Annotated in this window: 18 protein-coding genes; 10 read left to right on the top strand and 8 right to left on the bottom strand. The window is 66.3% G+C overall.

Features of this window, described 5'->3' with window-relative positions:
• Positions 1 to 36: 36 nt before the first annotated feature.
• The 4 genes from HG718_RS11260 to HG718_RS11275 form a co-directional block, all read right to left on the bottom strand.
• Positions 37 to 1,242 (bottom strand): acetyl-CoA C-acetyltransferase, encoded by a 1,206-nt coding sequence (locus HG718_RS11260; protein WP_160586829.1) that lies wholly within the window; start codon positions 1,240 to 1,242, stop codon positions 37 to 39.
• A gap of 62 nt (positions 1,243 to 1,304) precedes the next feature.
• Positions 1,305 to 2,462 carry an acyl-CoA dehydrogenase family protein gene (locus tag HG718_RS11265; RefSeq protein ID WP_027842105.1) on the bottom strand — a complete coding sequence of 386 codons (1,158 nt, stop codon included), beginning with the start codon at positions 2,460 to 2,462 and terminating at the stop codon, positions 1,305 to 1,307.
• A 43-nt stretch (positions 2,463 to 2,505) separates the two neighbouring features.
• On the bottom strand, positions 2,506 to 4,296 hold the full coding sequence (locus tag HG718_RS11270; RefSeq protein WP_160586830.1) for an acyl-CoA dehydrogenase C-terminal domain-containing protein: 1,791 nt from the start codon (positions 4,294 to 4,296) through the stop codon (positions 2,506 to 2,508).
• Between the two features lie 142 nt (positions 4,297 to 4,438).
• Entirely contained in the window at positions 4,439 to 4,975 is a 537-nt protein-coding gene (locus HG718_RS11275) for a MerR family transcriptional regulator (protein WP_160586831.1), read from the bottom strand.
• A gap of 312 nt (positions 4,976 to 5,287) precedes the next feature.
• On the opposite strand from HG718_RS11275, the gene HG718_RS11280 reads away from it, so the two are divergent.
• The 6 genes from HG718_RS11280 (at position 5,288) to HG718_RS11305 (ending at position 12,918) form a co-directional block, all read left to right on the top strand.
• Positions 5,288 to 6,049 (top strand): CAP domain-containing protein, encoded by a 762-nt coding sequence (locus HG718_RS11280; RefSeq protein WP_160586832.1) that lies wholly within the window; start codon positions 5,288 to 5,290, stop codon positions 6,047 to 6,049.
• Positions 6,050 to 6,305: 256 nt separating this feature from the next.
• On the top strand, positions 6,306 to 9,569 hold the full coding sequence (locus HG718_RS11285) for a peptidoglycan-binding protein (protein WP_160586833.1): 3,264 nt from the start codon (positions 6,306 to 6,308) through the stop codon (positions 9,567 to 9,569).
• A 135-nt stretch (positions 9,570 to 9,704) separates the two neighbouring features.
• Positions 9,705 to 10,628, top strand: coding sequence for a sulfite exporter TauE/SafE family protein (locus tag HG718_RS11290; RefSeq protein ID WP_027842101.1), 924 nt, complete (start codon positions 9,705 to 9,707; stop codon positions 10,626 to 10,628).
• Positions 10,625 to 11,434: a TIGR02186 family protein gene (locus HG718_RS11295; RefSeq protein ID WP_160586834.1), complete on the top strand. Its 810-nt coding sequence runs from the start codon at positions 10,625 to 10,627 to the stop codon at positions 11,432 to 11,434. Before HG718_RS11290 ends, HG718_RS11295 begins: the two co-directional genes overlap by 4 nt.
• A gap of 143 nt (positions 11,435 to 11,577) precedes the next feature.
• Positions 11,578 to 12,348 (top strand): cytochrome c biogenesis CcdA family protein, encoded by a 771-nt coding sequence (locus HG718_RS11300; RefSeq protein WP_027842099.1) that lies wholly within the window; start codon positions 11,578 to 11,580, stop codon positions 12,346 to 12,348.
• 72 nt (positions 12,349 to 12,420) lie between these two features.
• Positions 12,421 to 12,918, top strand: coding sequence for a DUF3429 domain-containing protein (locus HG718_RS11305; protein WP_160586835.1), 498 nt, complete (start codon positions 12,421 to 12,423; stop codon positions 12,916 to 12,918).
• On the opposite strand, the gene pdeM is transcribed toward HG718_RS11305, so the two are convergent.
• On the bottom strand, positions 12,857 to 13,606 hold the full coding sequence (gene pdeM / locus HG718_RS11310; protein ID WP_160586836.1) for a ligase-associated DNA damage response endonuclease PdeM: 750 nt from the start codon (positions 13,604 to 13,606) through the stop codon (positions 12,857 to 12,859). The genes HG718_RS11305 and pdeM overlap by 62 nt on opposite strands.
• Positions 13,603 to 16,128 (bottom strand): ligase-associated DNA damage response DEXH box helicase, encoded by a 2,526-nt coding sequence (locus HG718_RS11315; RefSeq protein ID WP_160586837.1) that lies wholly within the window; start codon positions 16,126 to 16,128, stop codon positions 13,603 to 13,605. The genes pdeM and HG718_RS11315 overlap by 4 nt, the downstream gene beginning before the upstream one ends.
• Before the next feature lie 67 nt (positions 16,129 to 16,195).
• Between HG718_RS11315 and HG718_RS11320 the strand changes: the two genes are divergently transcribed.
• From HG718_RS11320 to HG718_RS11335, 4 genes are all read left to right on the top strand, one after another.
• Complete coding sequence (locus HG718_RS11320; RefSeq protein ID WP_244617609.1) at positions 16,196 to 17,242, top strand: ligase-associated DNA damage response exonuclease; 1,047 nt, start codon at positions 16,196 to 16,198, stop codon at positions 17,240 to 17,242.
• On the top strand, positions 17,239 to 18,819 hold the full coding sequence (locus HG718_RS11325) for a cisplatin damage response ATP-dependent DNA ligase (RefSeq protein WP_160586838.1): 1,581 nt from the start codon (positions 17,239 to 17,241) through the stop codon (positions 18,817 to 18,819). The genes HG718_RS11320 and HG718_RS11325 overlap by 4 nt, the downstream gene beginning before the upstream one ends.
• Before the next feature lie 108 nt (positions 18,820 to 18,927).
• Positions 18,928 to 19,200, top strand: coding sequence for a DUF6460 domain-containing protein (locus HG718_RS11330; protein ID WP_036264963.1), 273 nt, complete (start codon positions 18,928 to 18,930; stop codon positions 19,198 to 19,200).
• Between the two features lie 118 nt (positions 19,201 to 19,318).
• Complete coding sequence (locus HG718_RS11335; protein WP_160586839.1) at positions 19,319 to 20,233, top strand: transporter substrate-binding domain-containing protein; 915 nt, start codon at positions 19,319 to 19,321, stop codon at positions 20,231 to 20,233.
• On the opposite strand, the gene HG718_RS11340 is transcribed toward HG718_RS11335, so the two are convergent.
• Together HG718_RS11340 and HG718_RS11345 are read right to left on the bottom strand one after the other, a co-directional pair.
• A complete protein-coding gene (locus HG718_RS11340) occupies positions 20,230 to 20,766 on the bottom strand; it encodes a SixA phosphatase family protein (protein WP_160586840.1) in 537 nt (178 codons plus the stop codon). The two genes, HG718_RS11335 and HG718_RS11340, sit on opposite strands and share 4 nt — an antisense overlap.
• A gap of 20 nt (positions 20,767 to 20,786) precedes the next feature.
• Positions 20,787 to 21,593, bottom strand: a complete 807-nt coding sequence (locus HG718_RS11345; protein ID WP_160586841.1) for a sterol desaturase family protein — start codon at positions 21,591 to 21,593, stop codon at positions 20,787 to 20,789.
• Positions 21,594 to 21,620: the final 27 nt, after the last annotated feature.

A 21,620-nucleotide genomic window follows, 5' to 3' on the forward strand; every position in this document is an offset into this window, starting at 1 on the left:
GGGCGACAGCCCGCCAGCCTTCGAAACAGCCTCGCCTTAGACGCGTTCGATGATGGTGGCGGTGCCCATGCCGGCGCCGACGCACAGGGTGGCGAGCGCCGTGTTGAGGTCGCGGCGCTCGAGTTCGTCGAGCACCGTGCCGAGGATCATCGCACCGGTGGCACCCAGCGGGTGACCCATGGCGATGGCGCCGCCGTTCACGTTCATTTTCTCATGCGGGATATCCAGCGCCTGCATCATGCGCAGCACGACGGAGGCAAACGCTTCGTTCAGCTCGTAGAGGTCGATGTCACCGACTTCCATGCCGGCCTTCTTCAGCGCCTTGCGGGACACGTCCGAAGGGCCCGTCAGCATGATGCAGGGCTCGGAGCCGATCGACGCCATGGTGCGGATCTTGGCGCGCGGCTTGAGGCCGAGGGCATCGCCCATTTCCTTGGTGCCGAGCAGGATGCCGGCGGAGCCGTCCACGATGCCCGAGGAATTGCCCGCGTGGTGCACGTGGTTCATCTGCTCCACTTCCGGGTAGCGGTCGGTGGCCACACCGTCGAAGGCGAACTCGCCAAGACCGGCGAAGGACGGCTGCAGGGCGGCCAGGGACTGCATGGTGGCGTCCGGGCGGATGTGCTCGTCCTTGTCCAGGATGGTGAGGCCGTTGATGTCCTTCACGGCCATCACGGACTTGTCGAAATAGCCGTTGTCCCAGGCGTTGGCGGCGCGCTTCTGGCTTTCCACAGCATAGGCATCCACGTCATCGCGGGAGAAGCCGTACTTGGTGGCGATCAGGTCGGCACCGATGCCCTGCGGGGTGAAGTAGGACTTGAGCGCGATGGACGGGTCGGACGACCAGGCACCGCCCGAGGCACCCATGCCGACGCGGCTCATGCTCTCGATGCCGCCGCCGATGGCCATGTCGGCCTCACCGGACATGACCTTGGCCGCTGCCATGTTGGTGGCTTCGAGGCCCGAGGCGCAGAAGCGGTTGATCTGCACGCCGGCAGTGGTTTCGGCATAGTCGGCGTTCATCACGGCGATACGCGCGATGTTGGAGCCGGCTTCACCCACCGGGTCCACGCAGCCCAGCACCACGTCGTCCACCTTGGAGGTGTCGAGGTTGTTGCGGTCGCGCAGGGCCTTCAGCACCTGGGTGGACAGCTCGAGCGCGGTCACTTCGTGCAGCGCACCGTCGGACTTGCCCTTGCCGCGCGGTGTGCGCACGTGATCGTAGATATAGCATTCAGCCATAGGTCGTTCTCCCTGTTGGCAAAGTAACTGCTGTTAATCCGTAGTCTGACTTTTTATGGCGGCTAGAGCGTGCGCGCGATGAGCAGCTTCTGCACCTCGTTGGTGCCGCCATAGATCTTCTGCACACGGCTGTCCCGATACAGCCGTGCAATCGGGTATTCGTTCATGTAGCCATAGCCGCCGAAGAGCTGGAGGCACTCGTCCACCACTTCGCACTGGGCATCGGAGACCCAGTATTTGGCCATGGAAGCCGTTGACGCATCGAGCTTGCCCTCGAGCAGAAGGCCCGTGCAGTAATCGCAGAACACCTTGGCGATGGTCGCCTTGGTCTTGCACTCGGCGAGCTTGAACTGGGTGTTCTGGAAATCGAGGATCGACCGGCCGAAGGCCTTGCGCTCCTTCACATAGGCGATGGTTTCGTCCAGCGCGGATTCCATGGCGGCAACGCCCTGGAGGCCGATCTGCAGGCGCTCGGAGGGGAGCTGCTGCATCAGCTGGATGAAGCCCTGGCCTTCATCCGTACCCAGAAGGTTGGAGGTGGGCACGCGGACATTGTCGAAGAACAGCTCGGAGGTGTCCTGGGACTTCTGGCCGATCTTGTCGAGGTTGCGGCCGCGCTTGAAGCCTTCCACCTCGTCGGTTTCGACGATGATGAGCGAGATGCCCTTGGCGCCCTCGTCCGGGTTGGTCTTGGCAACCACGATGATGAGGTTTGCCGTCTGGCCGTTGGTGATGAAGGTCTTGGAACCGTTGATGACGTATTCGTTGCCGTCCTGCTTGGCGGTTGTCTTCACCGCCTGAAGGTCGGAGCCGGTGCCCGGCTCGGTCATCGCGATGGCGCCGACGAGTTCGCCGGTGGCCATCTTCGGCAGCCAGCGCTGCTTCTGTTCCTCGGTGCCGTACTCGTTGATGTAGGGAGCGATGATGGCGTTGTGCAGCGAGGCACCGAAGCCGCCGATGCCCTGCTTGCCCATCTGGTGGATGATCACCGCCTCATGGGCAAAGGTGCCGCCGCCGCCGCCATATTGCTCCGGCATGGAGGCGCACAGGATGCCGGCCTCACCGGCCTTGGTCCAGGCGTCGCGATCGACGATTTCCTGCTTTTCCCACTTGTCCACGTGGGGCTTCAGTTCCTTTTCAAAGAACTTGCCCACGGCGTCGGAAAAGATCTGGAGATCTTCGGTCATCCAGTCCGGGGTTTCGACCTGTAGTGCCGACATCTTGATTGCGTCTCCCTGTCGTCTTGTCTGTATAGGATGCGTGTCAGAAGGCGTCTGCCGTCAGGGCCATCACATCATCGGCACCGGCCTTGATGGCGGCGAGATGGGTTGCGGCCTGGGGCAGCATGCGGTTCACGAAATAGCGGGCGGTCACGAGCTTGGTCTCGTAGAAGGCGTCGCCCGCCGCGTCGCCTGCGAGGCGCTGATGGGCGATCTTCGCCATCTGGCCCCACATCAGGCCAATGGCCGTGAGGGCGAAGAGGTGCAGGTAATCAGCCGCACCCGCGCCTGCGTGATCCGGGTTCTTGAGGGCGTTTTCCATGAACCACATGGTCGCTTCCTCGAGCTGCTTCCGGGCCACGCCGAGGGGTGCGATGATCTCGGCCAGCGTCTCGTCGTCCTTGTTGGCGGCGATGAAGTCGTCCACCTCCTTGAAGAAGGTGAAGACCGCGCGGCCGCCATTGGCGGCAAGCTTGCGGCCCACAAGGTCCAGCGCCTGGATGCCGTTGGTGCCCTCATAGATCATGGCAATGCGCGCATCGCGCACAAACTGTTCAGCGCCCCATTCCCGGGTGTAGCCGGAGCCGCCATAGACCTGCTGGCTTTCCACCGCATTGGCAAAGCCCTTGTCGGTGCAATAACCCTTGAGGATGGGCGTCATCAGGCCCATGAGATCATCCGCCTTCTGACGGGTTTCCTCATCCTCGGCCTTTTCGGCGAGGTCGCCCCACAGGGCGGTCCACACCAGCAGCGCACGGGCGCCTTCGTTGAAGGTGCGCACATTGAGCAGCATGCGGCGCACATCCGGGTGCACGATGATCGGGTCGGCCGGGCCGTCCTCGTTTTTCGGCCCGGTAAGCGCGCGCCCCTGGATGCGCTCAAGCGCGAAGTCGCGGGCGTTCTGGTAGGCGACTTCCGACTGGGAGATGCCCTGCAGGCCGACGCCGAGGCGCGCTTCGTTCATCATGGTGAACATGGCGCGCAGGCCCTTGTTCTCCTCACCGACCAGCCAGCCCTTGGCGCCGTCATAGTTCATCACGCAGGTGGCGTTGCCGTGGATGCCCATCTTCTCTTCGAGGCCGCCGCACTGAAGCGTGTTGCGCTCGCCCAGTGAGCCGTCGTCGTTGACGAGGAACTTGGGCACGATGAACAGCGAGATGCCGCCGACACCTTCCGGTGCGCCCTCGATGCGGGCGAGCACCAGGTGGATGATGTTGTCGGACATCGAATGCTCACCGGCGGAGATCCAGATCTTCTGGCCGGAGATCGCGTAGCTGCCGTCGCCATCGGGCACGGCCTTGGAGCGCAGCAGGCCCAGATCGGTGCCGCAATGGGGTTCGGTCAGGTTCATGGTGCCGGTCCACTCGCCGGAGACGAGCTTGGGCAGATACATGTCCTTCTGCTCGTCGGAGCCGTGGTGGATCAGCGCGGAATAGGCGCCATGGCTCAGGCCCGGATACATGCCGAAGGCCATGTTGGCGGAGGACACCATCTCGTTGAACAGCACGCCCACCGTGTTGGGCAGGCCCTGGCCGCCATAATCCGGGTCGCACACCAGCGCCGGCCAGCCGCCGTCCACCAGCTGCTTGTAGGCATCGGCAAACCCGTCGGGCGTGGTGACTTCGCCGTCCTTCAGGGTGCAGCCCTGCTCGTCGCCCACCTTGTTGAGGGGCTGGAGGACTTCTTCGGTGAATTTCGCCGCCTGCTCCATGATCTGGTCGAGCAGATCAGGCGTCGCCTCGGCGAAACCGGGAAGGTTGGAAAAGCGGGACAGGTCCAGCAGCTCATGCAGCAGGAAACCATATTCACGCGTGGGGGCCTTGTATGTGGGCATGGGGATCTTGCTCCTGATTGCGCGGGTATGCCGGGGGTGGATGTGGGGCCGGCCCTCTCCTTGCGGGAGAGGGGCCCGCTGCAATCTGAAATAAGTTGATCACTGGGATGCGACAGCCGCATCCCGCCAATCTCCCTGAAACTTACGCCTGAGGCTGCTCGGCGCTTGTGATTTTTGGGCTCTTTGCGGCCTTTGCGCACTCACCTGCGCCCTTGCGCTTGGTAAGCTCGCCGTCGACAAACTCAAGGCCGGTCCGAAGGAGCTTGATGGATTCATCAATGTCCTTGCGCTGGGATTCGAGCTTGGCAATCTGCTCTTCATATTTGCCGCGCGCATGCACCAGCTGCTTGGTGAGGCCGTCGCGCAGGTCATACATGTCGATGATCTCGCGGATTTCCGACAGCGAGAAGCCGACGCGCTTGCCGCGCTGGATCAGCAGCAGGCGGGCGCGGTCGCGGGCGGAATAGATGCGCGTCTGGCCGTCACGGGCCGGGTGCAGCAGATCCTTGTCCTCGTAGAAGCGGATCGCGCGGGTGGTGACGTCGAATTCCTCGGCCAGCTGGGTGATCGAGAAGGTGGGGCCGTCGGCGTCATGGCCGGGCTCGCCCGGGCGGGCGGCGTGGGCCGGCAGGGCCGCATTGGCGGCTGAACTGTCCTTGTGGGCGGTCTGGGTATCCATGGTGCTCTACCTTTCTTCCTGGTCCGTCCGTTGTGAACGGGGCCGTTTCATCAAAGCGGGCCGCGCGGCGCTTGCCGCTGCGGGTGCCGCCCCTCCCTGAATGGCCGGTTAGAGGGGTGCCAGGCCGGTTGATCGCAAAAACTGAACACAGTGTCCAGTTTTCACACAAGAACTCTAGGTTCCGTTGACGTAAACGTCAACACTGAGTTCTTTTTCAGAACCTGTCAATTCATCATGCGGCGCAGCCCGCCTTCCGCCGCCCGGCCGGCTGGGCCATAGTGCGCCGGAGCGGGGACCTCAGGGGCGGACCAGATGGCCGGAAAGCATAATAAATTCAACGACCTGACCGGCACCTGCCGTGGCCTGTCCGCCGCGGCGCTGGGCCTTGCCCTGCTGCTCGGCTCAACCCTCGCGCTGCCTGCCGCCGCCCGCGACGACGACCGGTCACGGGGGAGTGATGAAAAAAAATTAACCGCCGAGGCCACCGAAAGCGCGTCCGGCGACTCAGATATCTCGTCCGTGCTGGACAGCGAGACCGAGGCCATGCGCGCCCTGCGCCTGGCGCTCTACAAACAGGTCAACAAGGCCCGCGGCGGGGTCGGCGCGCGCCGGGTGGAGCGGGATGCGGGCTTTGAGGCCATCGCCATCGAGCATGCCCGCGACATGGTAGAACGCCGCTACATGGCTCACCGGTCACCGGAAGGGGACGGCCCGCGCGAGCGGGTAATGGCCAAGTTCCCGGACTTCATCGGCATTGCGGGCGAGAACATTGCCATGCGGACGATCCGCCCCCGCGAGGATGCCGACGACACGGCGCTGGCAGCCGTCGAGGCCTGGATCGACAGCGCGCCGCACCGGCGCAACCTGTTCGACCAGCGCCACGGCCATGTGGGGCTGGGAGCGGCTGAGAATGGCCGGGCGGTCTATATCGTGATGCTGCTGGCCAGTGAGCCGTCGCTGCGGCCCCTACCGGAGCCGGAGCCGGAGCCCGATACAGAGGCCGGGCCGGGGCCTGAAACGGACGGTTCCGCCGACGCAGATCCGGATGCGGACGGTCTGTCCCCACGCCCCTGAGCCGCCGCACCGCGCCGAACCCCGCCAAAATCCGCAGAAAACAGCGGAAATGATCCACAGGGGCGGGCCCGCGTTAACCGCTTCTTTACCCCCTCTTAACTAGCCTTAACGAATTCACCGGCCGGGGGGCCCGTGTGCGCCCCGCCATTAACCTTGAATCGCGCGTGTTTGGCCCAGATTTTGGGGCTGGCGCGCAGCTTTACACAAGACTCACCCATGGATACGTTCCGAATCAAAGAGGGCGGATGCGATTCGGATGAGACCTGGGGTTCCCTGGAGCGTAAAAGGCATAGAGCCGGAAGCTCGCGAAGCGGCCAAGAGTGCAGCGCGTCGCGAGGGGAAAACCCTTGGGCAATGGCTCAACGAAAAGATCATCGACGCGTCGGACGCGGATATGCCGGACATGCCCGGCGCACCCGCCTCCACACCGCCTGCGTCGCCGACAGGGACCCCCATGCCCCAGCAGGCGCTACAGATCGACTTCAGCCCCGTGACTGACGCGCTGCGAGACCTCGTCCATCGTCTGGAACGGTCCGAACGGCGCAGCGAGACGGCCCTGTCCGGTCTTGACGACGCGCTGGCGGACATGTCCGCGCGGCTGGACCAGACCGAGCGCCTGAGCCGCGACGGCGGCATGGGCGGTAACTCCGGCCTTGAAACCACCCTGTCCGAATTGCGCGAGCGGCTGGAAAAGTCCGAGCGCGGGCTTGAGAAGGCCGAGATGCTCAACACCGATGCCATGCGCACGGTGGAGCGCGGCCTGCGCGCCATCTCCAACCGGCTGGAGGAAACCGAGCGCCGGGCCGAGGAAGCCGCCACGCGGGCGCGCTCCGTCGATACCCAGACGCCGGAAGTCGTGCGCAGCCTGCAATCTTCCCTGTCCGACCTGTCCCGCCGCCTCGACAAGACCGAAACCGCCGTTGATGCGGCGCGCGAGCAGGCCATGCAGGCCGCATCTGCCGCCACGGCGCGGTCGACCAGCAATGACGACGCCGTCTCAGCGCTCGAGCGTGCCATCGGCAATGTGGTGGACCACATCGAAGCCTCGGATACGCGCACCGCAAAGGCGCTGTCGGGCCTGCGCGGTGATCTTGAGAAGCTCGAGAAGGCCGCTGCCGACACCAAGCCCGGCGTCAGCGTGGAGGCGATCCAGTCTCTTGAAGGCACCATCGCCGCCCTGCAGCAGAACCTTGCCGAGGTCACCGGCCGCATCGGCCAGGTGGAGACAAATGCCCAGCGCGACGTGGACCAGATCGCCCGCGCCATCGACGACATGGGCGGTCGTCTGGACGGTATCCGCGAAGGCGCCATTGCCGCTGCCGCCGAGGCGGCGCGCAAGGAGACCAGCCCCACCGCCCAGCTCGTTGCCCAGCTTGAAGAGCGGGTGGAAGCCACGCGCCAGCAGGCAGCGGATGCCAGCGAGAAGATCGAGGCCACCAACAGCCGCATCGCCCAGGCCGAGCAGCACAGCGCCGACGCCATCCAGACCATCGAGACCAGCGTCAGCGACATCGCCGGCCAGATGCGCCAGATCGCCGACCTCACCAATGGCGGCAAGAGCGTGTTTGCCGAGCCGCTGGCCGCGCTCGAAGCCGCCATCGCCGATATGGGCGAGCGGCTGCAGACGACCGACCAGCGTTCCGCCCAGGCCCTGGCCAAGGTGGAAGAGGTGTCCGACGAGCTGCTGCGCAAGATCGACAGCAACCAGGCGTCGGACGACATCCGCGAGATCAAGGCCAGCGTCGAAAATGTGGATGCGCGGCTGAATCTGATCGAGGCCAGCGCCAAGACCGACACGTCAGCGCCCGCCGCGCCGGAAATGGGGTTCATGGCCAGCGCCCCGCAGGCCGATACCGCCGTCGCGCCGCCGCCGCCGCCCCAGGGCGACTGGACCGGCACCCGCGAGGACGGCCCCTTCACCTCCGGCTTCGGCCCGATGCCGGAAGCAGGCACCATGGGCGCCCCGCCCTTCGACGGCGCCCAGGGTGCGGGCGAACCGCCCTTCCCGGATTTCGGTCCCCAGCAGCCGGACGCCCAGGCAGCCCAGCCGGACGCCGGCGGCCGCAACAGCTTTCTTGAAAGCGCCCGTCAGGCAGCCCGCGCTGCTGCCGGCGCGCCGGGCAGCGAAAGCGCCCGCTCTCCCTTTGCGGATCCCGCCGCTGCCTATGACGACACCCAGTCCTCCTCCAGCCGCAAGCCGCTGGCGCTGATCGCTGCGGCCCTTGCCGTGGTGGCGGTGGCGGGCCTTGTGGTCACGCTGATGGGCGGCGGCCAGAAAGATGTCGCCGGGCCGCCGGACGATGTGGCCATCCCGTCAGACGTGCTGGCGGAGATCGACGGCGATGCCACCGACATCACACCCGCCGCCACTGGCAGCGAGCCGATGATCGTCGAAGGCACGGTGACGGACCTCACGGCGTCTCCGGACGGAGCCTCCCCCGCTGACAATGCCGGCGGCACCGATGGGGCGGATGCAGCCGCACCGGACACGACGGATGTGGCCGAGGCCGCGCCCGCGCCAACACCTGCGCCGGAACGCGCCCCGGCGCGCGAGCTGCCGGATGTGGTGACCGACGCGCAGGCGTCCGCGCCCGCCGATGTGCCGCGCTCCGCCGAGCAGGCCGTCGCTGGTGAAGCGATCAACGGGCCCAAGGCAATTACTCCGCGCAAGAACGTGGATGTGGCGTCGCTGGAGCCGGGGGCAACGTCTCCCGCCCGCCAGACCCTGCGCGAAGCGGCCACCAATGGCGATGCGGCCGCGCAATATGAAATCGGCCAGCGCTATGCGACCGGCTCCAGCGGCCTGCCGCAGGATGACGATCAGGCAGCCTACTGGATCACCCGCGCCGCCGAGCAGGGCCTTGCCCCGGCGCAGTACCGCCTCGGCACCATGTTCGAAAAGGGCGTGGGCGTGCCGGAGAACCCGACCAAGGCCCGTAGCTGGTATGAGCGTGCAGCCGGTCAGGGCAACGTCAAGGCCATGCACAATCTGGCCGTGATGCTGGCGGAAGGGGCCGGGGGCCCGCAGGATTTCGCTGCTGCCGCGCGCAGCTTCACCGCCGCCGCCGACCGTGGCCTTGCGGATTCCCAGTACAACCTCGCCATCCTGCATGAGCGCGGCCTGGGCGTGGAGCGCAATCTGGCGGAAGCCTACAAGTGGTTCTCGGTCGCCGCCGCCAATGGCGACGCCGATGCGGGCGCGCGGGCTGAAGCGCTGAAGAACTCGGTTGATGCGGCGAAGCTGGTGGATGCGGAGCTTGCCGCGCGCACCTTCGCCCCCAAGGCCTCCGACCCTGCCGCCAACGAAGTGGCCTGGGCGCCGAAGCTCACCACGGCTGCCATGGTGCGCGAGGCCCAGCGGCTTCTGGGCGCGCTTGGCTATGACGCGGGCCCGGCAGACGGCCAGCCCGGCTCCCGCACGCTGGATGCCGTGCGCCAGTTCGAGCGCGACAAGGGCATGGCCGTCACCGGCCGGATCGATGCCCGCCTGCTGGACGCGCTTGAGCGCGCCGCCATCTGATCCCCTTCCCGCCCGGATCCTGGCCGCGCGACGGGTTTCCGTGGCAGCGGCGTTTCTTGTGTGATAGCAAGGAAGCACTTCAGCGCTGCCCGCCACGAAGGCAGACACATACTCAAGTAACGGTCGATAATCAGGGTGCAGATTTACCTCCCCATTGCTGAGCTTTCGGTCAACGCGTTCGTGTTGCTCGGGCTCGGGGGTGCGGTGGGGTTCCTGTCCGGCATGTTCGGTGTCGGCGGCGGCTTCCTGATGACCCCGCTCCTCATCTTCACCGGCATTCCGCCCGCCGTCGCGGTGGGCACTGAAGCCGTGCAGATCGTCGCCACCTCCATGTCCGGCGTTTTGGCGCACTGGCGGCGCAAGGCGGTGGACTTCAAGATGGCCGGCGTGCTGCTGGCAGGCGGTGCGGTCGGGTCCGTCACCGGTGTCCTCATCTTCTCCGCCCTGCGCAATGAAGGGCAGATCGACCTCTTCATCTCGCTGGCCTATGTGGTGTTTCTCGGCGTCATCGGCGCCTTGATGATGAATGAGAGCCTGCGTGCCATCCGCGCCCAGCGGCAGGGCCGCTCGGTGGCGGTGCGCAAGCCCGGCACCCATGGCTGGATCCACGGCCTGCCGCTCAAGGTCCGGTTCCGCCGGTCGCGGCTCTACATCTCCGCCGTGCCGCCGCTGCTGATCGGCCTGCTGGTCGGCATCCTCTCGGCGATCATGGGCGTGGGCGGCGGCTTCATCATGGTGCCGGCCATGATCTACCTGCTCCGTATGCCGACAAATGTGGTGGTGGGCACCTCGCTGTTCCAGATCATGTTCGTGACGGCCCTTGCCTCCATCATGCATGCGACCCTGAACCAGACCGTGGACATCGTGCTGGCGATGCTGCTGCTGGTGGGCGGCGTGTTGGGCGCACAGATCGGTGTGCGGGTCGGGCACAAGCTGCGCGGCGAACAGCTGCGCGCGCTGCTGGCCGCGATGGTTCTGCTGGTCTGCCTGCGGCTTGCGTGGGACCTGGTGGCAACGCCGGAAGACCTCTTCACGGTGATGATCGGGGGTGGCGCATGAGCCGTGCCCTCTCCTTTCCGCTCTCCGGCCTGACCGTTGCTGCCCTGCTGGCGCTGATGCTGCCCGCCTCCGCGCAGGAGCCCCTCTCGCGCGGGCCGGAGGCCGGCCGCGGCGAAGCGGTGGTGGCTGATCTCAGCGAGAAGCTGATCGCCATCACGTCCAATTTCACCGGGGCGGAGCTTCTGCTGTTCGGCAATGTGGATGCGCCGGACATGGTGACGCCCGCCCTGCAGCGCGACGTGGTGGCCGTGGTGCGCGGGCCCTATGAGCCGCTGACCGTGCGCCGCAAGCAGCGCGTGGCAGGCATCTGGGTCAACAGCGATGCCGAGGAAGTGCCCGCGGCGCCCGGCTTCTATCACGTGGCCAGCACACGGCTTCTTTCAGAGATTGCCGATGCGGATGTCTATGCGGACGCGCAGATCGGGCTTGAGGCCATCGAGCTGAAGGGTGACGGCAGCGCAGCGCTGCCGGAGGCGTACCGGGAGGCGATCCTGCGCGCCAAGACGCGCGAAGGGCTTTATGCCCAGGCGCCGGGCTCGATCACCTTCGTCGGCCCGTCGCTGTTCCGCGCCGAGATCGCCCTGCCCGCCAATGTGCCGGTGGGCTCCTACATCGCGACCGTCTATCTGCTGCGCGACGGGCAGATCACCAATCAGCGCTCGATCAATCTCATCATCAACAAGAGCGGCATCGAACGCTTCATGTACAATTTCGCGCAGAAGACGCCGTTCTTCTATGGCGTGGCGTCGGTGCTGGTGGCGCTGCTGGCGGGCTGGATCGCGGGCACCGTGTTCCGCGAGCGCTAGGGCGTTAACCACGCCTGCTCCCGCCCATCCTGCCCCGCGCGGTTTTTTCGCACGCCTCACGCGGCTTTGACGGGCCTATGATGCGTGCCGCCCCATATGATCGGGCACGGACACATTCTCCCCATCCCTCGGACACAGCCTTCATGGATACCGGCAGCATTTCCTATTTCGCAGCATTTCTGGGCGGGCTCATCAGCTTTCTGAGCCCCTGCGTGCTGCCGCTGGTGCCGGCCTATCTGAGCTACATGGCGGGCACCACCTTCGAGGCCCTGTCCTCGGAAGACGAAGATGTCACGCGCCGGGCGCTGGTGGGGTCCTTCGGCTTCGTGCTCGGCTTTTCCACCGTCTTTGTTGCGCTGGGGGCCACGGCCTCGGCCATCAGCCCGCTGATCCTCGCCAACAAGGTGGTGATCGGCTATGTCGCCGGCAGCGTCATCATCATTCTCGGCCTGCATTACATGGGCCTGTTCCGCATCCGCCTGCTGGACAGGGAAATGCGGCTGATGCCGGCGACGCTTGGGCCGTCGGGCAGCGATGACGCAAGCCCTTCCCCGGTCATGCAGGCGCTGGCGCCCTATGGCATCGGGCTGGCCTTCGGTTTCGGGTGGACGCCGTGCATCGGGCCGATCCTGGCAACCATCCTCTCCATCGCCGCCAGCCGGGACGATCTGGGCTATGGCGTGTCGCTTCTCAGCGTCTATTCCATGGGGCTCGGCCTGCCCTTCATCCTGGCGGCGCTCGGCATCCGCTCGTTCCTGGCGTTCTCCGCCCGTTTCAAGCGGCACATGCACAAGGTCGAAATTGCGGCGGGCGTCCTGCTGGTGGGCACGGGCCTGCTGATCTTCTTCGGGTCGCTTGAGACCATCGCCTATTGGCTGATCGACGCCTTTCCCGGTCTGGCCAAGCTGGGGTAAGACTGTCGGCAGGGGATTTTGACGGGGGACGGGACGGCGCGTGTCGCCGCCCTGCGACGGGGGATATCTGCCATGACTGACGACACCGCCCAGACGCCTGCGGCCGCTGATCCGCGCGACCCGCTGGATCCGCCGCGCGCAGCGGCGCTGCTGGGCTATGCAGGCGCCATTCCCTTCATCACGGCGGCGGTGATCGTTTTCTTCCTCTATCCGCGCGACGAAGCGCAGACCGTGCTGGCGATCCAGATCGGCTATGGCGCTGTGATCCTCTCCTTCCTCGGCGGCATCCGCTGGGCGCTGGCGATGCTGTTTCCCGAAGACGAGGCGCTGCTGAAAAAGCTGGCACTCTCCACCCTGCCCGCGCTGACCGGCTGGGTGGCGCTGATCGTGCCGCCGGCCTGGGGCCTGCCGCTGCTGATCGCGGCTTTCTGGGCGCAGGCGTCGTCGGACGTTGCGGCGACCAAACGCAATCAGGCCCCGCGCTGGTATGGCGGCTACCGCGTGCGGATCACGATCCTGGTCGTGGCCGCCCTGCTAGTGAGCGCCGCGGGTATGCTGCTGCGGAGCTAGCGCGCGCGGGCTCCAGCTCGTCCGGCACCAGCCGGGCGGCGGGCATGGGATAGACCTGTGCATCCCCCATCAGCCAGGCATTGAACCGGCCGTCGAAGACAGGGCCGAAGGCCCGGTCGAGCACGTTGAGGCCGCCCGTATACGCGCCGAAGGCGGGCATCACCAGCCGCGTGCCGTCGGAGGCAAAGCAGCGCCTGCGCAGGCGGCGGCCGCGCTGGCGCACCACCCCGCAGGGATGCAAATGGCCGGCGATCTCGCCGGTGGCGGGCGCGGGTGCAGGCTCATGGCGCAGGATCAGCCGGCCCAGCTCCATTTCCTCGATCGCCGTGCCGCCCAGGGCATTGCCGTCCACCAGCCCTTCATGGTTGCCCGCGATCCACAGCCAGTCATGGGCGCGCGTCAGGGCAAGGAGCGCGTCACGGTCGGCCTGCGTCAGCCGTTCCGGCCCTTCGGGGTCATGGAAGCTGTCGCCCAGCGACACCACGCGGGCGGGCTTGTATTTGCGGATCACGCGGGCAAGCGTTTTCAGGGTCGTGCGCGTGTCATAGGGCGGCAGGTTGATGCCCCGGCGCGCATAGGACGAGCCCTTCTCAAGGTGCAGGTCCGAGACGATGAGGGTGTTGTGGGCGGGCAGGTGCAGCGCGCCTGAGGCGTCCGGCACCAGGCGTTCCCCGCAGATCGAAATCATATGAGCCTCATCGCCTCGTCAATCAGTTGCTCGGACGCTTCGGCCAGCAGCGCCTCATTGGCTTCGCCCGCCACCTGCTCCTTGCCGATCTCCAGCATCACCGGCACCGCCAGCGGTGACACCCGGTCCAAGCGCTTTACCACGATTCTGTTTTTCACCCGGGCGAGCAATGCGGCCAAACGTTTCAGGTCCAGAAGCCCGGCGGACGCATCCGCCCAGGTCGCCTGCATCAACAGATGATCCGGCTCGTGCTCGCGCAGCACGTCATAGATGAGATCAGACGAGAAGGTGACCTGGCGGCCTGACTTTTCGTGGCCGGGAAACTTGCGCTCGATCAGCCCCGCGATCACCGCGCAATTGCGGAAGGTGCGCTTGAGCAAATAACTCTCGGCCAGCCACGCTTCGAGGTCATCGCCCAGCATGTCCTCGTCGAACAGATCGCCGAAGGTAAAAAGCCCGCGTTCGGCCATCAGGCCCGGGTCGCGCAGGCACCAGACGGCGAGCGCATATTCGCTGGCGACAAAGCCCATGGGGCGCGCCCCGAAGCGTTCCAGCCGCCGGGTCAGCAGCATGCCGAGGGTCTGGTGTGCCAGCCGCCCCTCAAAGGGGTACATCACCATGTAGAACTTGTCCGCACGCGGAAAGATTTCCACCAACAGTTCGCCGGGCTTGGGCAGCACCGAGCGCCATTGCTGGATCGTCAGCCATTCGGACACCTGCCCCGGCAGCGCCGACCAGTGTTTGGGGTCCGACAGCATTTCGCGCACGCGCTCGGCCAGATAGGTGGAGAGCGGGAACTTGCCGCCATAATAGGCGGGGATGGCGGGCGTATCGTCCTTGGTCTTGGACGCCAGCGCTTCCTGCTCGTGAATGCCCTCAAAGCGCAGGATGTGGCCGGCAAACATGAAAGTGTCACCCGGTGCCAGCTGCTCGATGAAATACTCCTCGATCTCGCCCAGATAGCGCCCGCCGCGCGACGCGCGGCCGCCTTTGCGCACCAGCTTCACCTTCAGCATCGGCGCTTCAACGATGGTGCCCACATTCATGCGGAAGCGCTGGGCGATGGAAGGATGCGCCAGCCGCCACAGCCCTTCCGGCGTTTTGCGCAGGCGGGCAAAGCGGTCATAGGCCTTGAGCGCGTAGCCGCCGGTGGCGACGAATTCCACCGCGCGGTCGAAGGTATCGCGCGGCAGCTCGCGATAGGGCGCCGCCGAAATGACATCACGGTAGAGCGTGTCCGCATCAAACGGGGCCGCGCAGGCAATCCCCAGAATGTGCTGGGCCAGCACGTCGAGCGCGCCGGGGCGGTCGATATCGCCGTCCTGGGTGCCCGTCAATGCCGCTTCGCGCGCGGCCTCACATTCCAGCACCTCGAAGCGGTTGGAGGGCACCAGCAGGGCGCGGCTTGGATCATCCAGCCGGTGGTTGGCGCGGCCGATGCGCTGCAGCAGGCGGCTTGCACCCTTCGGTGCGCCGATATTCACCACAAGGTCCACGTCGCCCCAGTCGATGCCGAGATCAAGCGTCGAGGTACACACCACCGCGCGCAGCTCGCCTGCCGCCATGGCGGCTTCCACCTTGCGGCGCTGCTCGGTGGCGAGCGAGCCGTGATGCAGGGCGATGGGCAGCGTGTCCTCGTTGAGGTGCCACAGGCTCTGGAACACGAATTCCGCCTGGCTGCGGGTGTTGACGAAGATCAGCACCAGCCGGTTGGCGCATACCGCGTCATAGACTTCCTGCATGGCGTGGCGGGCCGAGTGGCCGGACCATGGGATGCGTTCGGCACTGTCGAGGATCGAGACATCGGGCAGCGTGCCGCCCGCGCCGATCACGAGCTCAGCCAGCGCCTCCTCCGTGCCGTCCTGGGGCACGAGGTAGCGGCGCAGGCGGTCGGGGTTTTCGACGGTGGCGGAGAGGCCGGTGAGCCGCAGGCCCGGCGCGAAGCGGCGCAGCTGGGCCAGACACAGCGCCAGCTGGTCGCCGCGCTTGGAGGGGGCCAGCGCGTGCAGCTCGTCCAGTACCACCGCCTTGAGGCCCGAAAAGAATGTGTCACTGTCGGCATAGGACAGAAGCAGCGCCAGCTGTTCCGGCGTTGTCATCAGCACGTCCGGCGGGTCGCGGCGCTGGCGCTGGCGGCGGTTCTGCGGCGTGTCGCCGGTGCGCGTCTCGACCCGGATGTCGAGGCCCATTTCGGCGATGGGCATTTCAAGGTTGCGCGCCACGTCCACGGCCAGTGCCTTGAGCGGCGAGATGTAGAGCGTGTGCAGCTTTTTCACCTGCCCCGGCTTGCGGGGGCCGCGTTCCGCCAGGTCGATGAGGCTCGGCAGGAAGCCCGCCAGCGTCTTGCCGCCGCCCGTCGGCGCGATCAGCAGCGCCGAGCGGCCCGCAAGGCCTGCTTCGGCCAGCGCCAGCTGATGCGGCCGCGCCTGCCAGCCGCGGGAGGCAAACCACGCGGCAAAGGCGTCCGGCAGGACCGGTGCCGGCAAATCAGCGTCATTCGTGGTGGCGGGACTGGCGGTCATGCGCGGGTTTTGGGCGGCCTGAAACAAAGTGCTTGGGTTCTTGCTATGTTCACCTAGATTCAGGCCCATGGCCATGCCCCCGGACGAACTTCTGCACCCGACGCCCCAGGGGCTTTATTGCCCCCCGGGCGATTTCTATGTGGATCCCGTCCGTCCGGTGGACAAGGCGGTGATCACCCATGGGCATGCGGATCACGCCCGCGCGGGCCACGGGGCGGTGCTGGCAACGCCTGAAACGCTCGCCATCATGGCGGTGCGCTATGGCGAGGACTTCACCGGTCAGCGCCAGGCGCTCGGCTATGGCGAGGGGGTGACGATCAACGGCGTCGATGTGTGTCTCGTGCCCGCCGGCCATGTGCTGGGCTCAGCGCAGGCGGTCATCACCCACAGGGGCACGCGCATTGTCGTCTCCGGCGACTACAAGCGGCGGCCCGACCCCACCTGCGCCCTGTTCGAGCCGGTGCCGTGCGATGTCTTCGTCACCGAGGCCACCTTCGCCCTGCCCGTCTTCCGCCATCCGCCGACGGCGCAGGAAGTGGGCAAGCTTCTGACCTCGCTCGGCAATTTTCCTGACCGCACACATCTTGTCGGCGCCTATGCGCTGGGCAAGGCGCAGCGGGTCATCAAGCATCTGCGCGAGCAGGGCTATGACCGGCCCATCTATCTGCATGGGGCGATGGAAAAGCTGTGCGCGCTGTATCAGGATTTCGGCGTTGATCTCGGTGAGTTGCTGCCGGTCGCCAAGCGCTCCAGGGAGGAACTGGCCGGGCAGATCGTGGTGGCCCCACCCTCCGCCACGCGGGACCGGTGGTCGCGGCGCTTTGCGGACCCGGTGACGGCGTTTGCGTCCGGCTGGATGCGGGTGCGGGCGCGCGCCCGGCAATCGCAGGTCGAACTGCCGCTGATCATCTCGGACCACGCAGACTGGGACGAGCTGATCGCCACCATCGAGGAATTGGCGCCCGAGCATCTGTGGGTGACCCATGGGCGTGAGGACGCCCTGGTGCATGCGGCGACCCAGATGGGGATCAAGGCCAAACCGCTGAGCCTTGTCGGCTATGACGATGAGGATGGTGACGCGGATACTGATGCTGTCGCGGAGGCGACCTCGTGAACCGCTTCGCGCAGTTTCTCGACGCGCTCTCCTATGAGCCGCGCCGCAACGGCAAGCTTGCCCTGATGGCCGCCTATTTCGCCGAGGTGCCGGACCCCGAGCGCGGCTATGCGCTGGCGGCGCTGACGGGCGGGCTTGATTTCCGCCATGCCAAGCCGGCGCTGATCCGCGAACTGGTGACCCAGCGCGTGGACGCGACTTTGTTTGCGCTGTCCTACGATTATGTGGGCGACCTCGCTGAGACCACCGCGCTGATCTGGCCTGCCAAGCCCGGTGCCAACCGGGTGCCAGGCCTGTCGGACGTGGTGGAGACCCTGCGCGGGGCGGCCAAGAGCGAGACGCCGCGGCTGATCGAAAGCTGGCTCGACGCGCTGGATGCCAATGGCCGCTGGGCGCTCATCAAGCTTGTGACCGGCGGCCTGCGCGTGGGCGTGTCGGCGCGGCTGGCGAAGACCGCCGTTGCCCAGTTCGGTGACCTGCCGGTGGCCGAGGTGGAGGAACTGTGGCACGGGCTCGATATGCCCTATACGGAGCTTTTTGCCTGGGCCGAGGGCACAGCGGCAAAGCCCGAACACGCAGCGCTTGCCCCGTTCCGCCCGGTCATGCTGGCGCACCCGATTGAGGACAAGGACTTCGACAGGCTCGCCCCCGGTGATTTCCGTGCCGAGTGGAAATGGGACGGCATCCGCGTGCAGGCCGTCAGCGAGGGCGGCACGCGGCGGCTTTACAGCCGCACCGGCGACGACATTTCCCATGCCTTCCCGGATGTGATCGAGGCCCTTGATTTCGACGCCGCGCTTGATGGCGAATTGCTGGTGGGGGCAGACGGCGTGCCGCGGCCCTTCAGCGTCCTTCAGAAGCGGCTCAACCGGAAGACTGTGTCGAAGAAGATGCTGGCGGACAGCCCTGCCTTCATCCGCGCCTATGACGCGCTGGTGCTGGACGGGGAAGATTTGCGCACCCTGCCCTTCGATGACCGCCGGGCGCGACTCGAAGCCTGGCATACCGCCACCAAACCCGCGCGCATCGACTTGTCGGAAATGGTGCCGTTCTCGACCTGGGACGAGCTTGCCACTGCGCGGGAGACCAATCAGGCGACCGGCGTCGAGGGGCTGATGCTCAAGCGCCATGACAGCACCTATGAAGCCGGGCGCCCGAAGGGGCCGTGGTGGAAGTGGAAACGCGACCCGCACATCATCGACGCGGTGCTGATGTATGCCCAGCGCGGGCACGGCAAGCGGTCGTCATTTTATTCGGACTACACGTTCGGCGTCTGGCGGGGCGATGATCTTGTGCCCGTCGGCAAGGCCTATTTCGGCTTCACCGATGAGGAGCTGAAGCAGATCGACAAGTTCGTGCGGAACAACACCACCAACCGCTTCGGGCCGGTACGGGAGGTGACGCATACGGCCGAGCAAGGCCTTGTGCTGGAAGTGGCGTTTGAGGGGCTCAACGCCTCCACGCGGCATAAATCCGGCGTTGCCATGCGGTTTCCGCGCGTCTCCCGCCTGCGCTGGGACAAGCCGCCGGCGGAAGCGGACCGGCTGGAGACGCTGGAAGCGCTGTTGCCCGGCTGACGCAGGCGCGCAGCCAATCGCGCCCGCCACATTTCGCGCCAGGTTTTTGTGGCCTATGGTGCGCCAATCACCATTGCGCGGGTGCCCCGACACGAGGGCAGACAGGTCATGAACAATCTCTTCGGCGGATCACCGCCGGCCGTCATTCTGAAAATCGCCATCGCCAGCGTGTGCGTGGGACTTCTGCTCGCCATCACGGGCATGGACCCGCTGATGGTGTGGGAAGACGCTTTCTCCACCATCGGCGAAGTGTGGGGCTATGCGCTGGATTGGTTCGTCTGGGCGGGCAAGTATCTCGTGATGGGCGCGATCATCGTGGTGCCGATCTGGATCGCCGTGCGCCTGTTCGACATCCTGTTCGGCGGCAGCAAACCGTCATAAAGGCGCGTCATGCTGCCTTGCCCGGCCAACGCGCAGCCGGGTGGCAGACGGAACACGCTTGGGGGCGGCATCGGGGATCATGCGGGCAAGGCTTGGCAGGCTGTGGCGAAGTGCGCCGGTGAGGTGGATCACCACCTGGCCGCATCGCCGCCGCTCGGCCGTGCTGCTGCTTCTGGCCTTCTGGGCCGGCGGTCTCGTCAGTGCCCGGATCGATGGGCTGGCGCTGATGGATGTGCCCTATGGGCGCATGCTGGCGGATGGCGTGCCGCTGCCCGTTGAAGGCACGCAGACGGACATCATCATTCCGGACGGGGCCGATACTGGTCACGTGCTGGGCTTCGCCACCGAGGGCGCGTATCCGCCATTTAACTTCGTTGACGCGACCGGTGCCCTGCGCGGCATCGAGATCGACATCATCCATGCGGTCTGCGCTGATCTTCTGGTGCGGTGCGAGATCAGGGCCGTGGCCTGGGACGCCCTGCTGCCCGGCCTGGCGCGCGGGGAGCATGAGGCGGTGGCAGCCTCGATCCGCCTGCCGGAGGGAGACACGGTCTCAGGCCCCGTCCGTTACACGCAGCCCTATCTGTCCCACGCCATAGCCTTCGCCGCCCGGAAGGACAGCAATGTCCCCGCCGCCGGCACCGCTGCCCCGCCGGTCGGCGTTGTCGCGGACACGCGGCCGGCCGCCTGGCTTGCGGCGCACCGGCCGGATATGCAGATGCGCCCTTATCCAAGCGCACGGGCGCTTTATGCCGGGCTCATCACCGGCGAGGTCACGCTGATTGTCGATGACGCGGTGCGGCTTGACCGCTGGCTCAATGATGCGTCCGGCAGCTGCTGCCGCATGACCGGCGGCCCGCATTTTGATGACATGGCGCTGGGGCGCGGGGTGGGGTTCGTGGTAGCGGCGGAGAACGAGGCGCTGGCCGCGTCGCTTGACGCAGCCCTCAGCCGGCTCAGGGCCGCAGGCCGGATCGACGAAATCACCGACCGCTACCTGCCCTTCCCCCTCGCCCCGGGGGAAGACAGCTAGCCGCCGACGGGCGGCAGAGCGCGGGGCATGATGAAGCCCGCGAGGCGGCCGCCCTTCATGATGTCGGGCCAGCTGTCGCTGTCGCTCTCGATCACCGTCAGGCTGCCGGTCGGGTATTTCATGTTCAGGGTGCGGAGGGTCTCAGGGTCGCCCTCGGCAGCCAGCTCCAGCGCCAGGCTGTGCGTACCGGGGTTGTGGGCGATGACGAGAATCACGGACGGGTCGAAATCGACCGCCGCCGCATGGTCCAGCGCCAGTTCCAGCATCCGGTCCGGCATGGCGAGATACATGCCCCGGTCGTGGATGATCTCGGCATCCACCGGCAGCACCTCGAGAATGCGGTCCAGGGTCTCGCGGGTGCGGGTCGCGGTGGAGCAGATCACGAGGTCCGGCCTGAGGCCGTTATCCCGCAGATACTGGCCCATGCGGGTTGCCGCCGCGCGGCCACGGGCGTTGAGCGGGCGGGCGTGATCATCGAGATCATCATCCGACCAGTCGGACTTGGCGTGACGGAGAAGCAGCAGCCGTTTCACGGGATTTCGGGTCTTCCGCGTTAGCGCCCCTTGGTGAAAGGCAGCCAGAGCGCAAAACCCAACTGCGAGGGACGGTCATCCTGATACTCGGCGAGGCCGATGGTCATGCGGTCATGCCCATCCGCCGGCGCCGCCCTATAGGTACCAAAGAGCCGGTCCCAAAGCGACAGGTTGAAGCCGAAATTGCTGTTGGTTTCGCGCATATGCACCGAATGATGGACCCGGTGCATGTCCGGCGTCACCACAGCAAGGCGCAGCAGGCCGTCCAGCGCGCCGGGCAAGCGGAGGTTGGCGTGGTTGAACATGGCCATGCCGTTGAGGATGATTTCAAAGGCGATGACCGCCGCGGGCGGGGCGCCGAGCGCCATCACCACCGCGATCTTGATCCCCATGCTGAGGATGATTTCCACCGGGTGGAAGCGCAGCGCGGTGGACGCATCAATGTCCCGGTCGGCATGGTGCACCCGGTGGATGCGCCACAGCAGCGGAACGTGATGGAAGACCACATGCTGCGCATAGATCACAAGATCAAGCACCACCAGCGCGATGACGAAGGCCAGCCAGGGCGCGGGATCCCACAGGTTGAGTAGGCCCACATCCAGACGCTGGGCAAAGCCCGCCGCCCCCACCGCCAGCACCGGCACAGCCACGCGCAGGGCCACAGTATTGAGCAGGGTGATCGCACCATTGGTGGCCCAGCGGCGCAGGCGCGGCTGCCGGCGGTCGCGCCGGGGCCACAGGGCTTCCGCCGCCACAAACGCAAGCAGCAGCCCGGCGAACGCGAAAAGCCGCACGGTCCCTTCATGGCTGACGAGAAATTGCTCCATGGTCCCAAAAATGTCTCCGGCGCGCGC

Origin of the sequence: Pyruvatibacter mobilis, assembly GCF_012848855.1 — a bacterium.
Classification (GTDB): domain Bacteria; phylum Pseudomonadota; class Alphaproteobacteria; order CGMCC-115125; family CGMCC-115125; genus Pyruvatibacter; species Pyruvatibacter mobilis.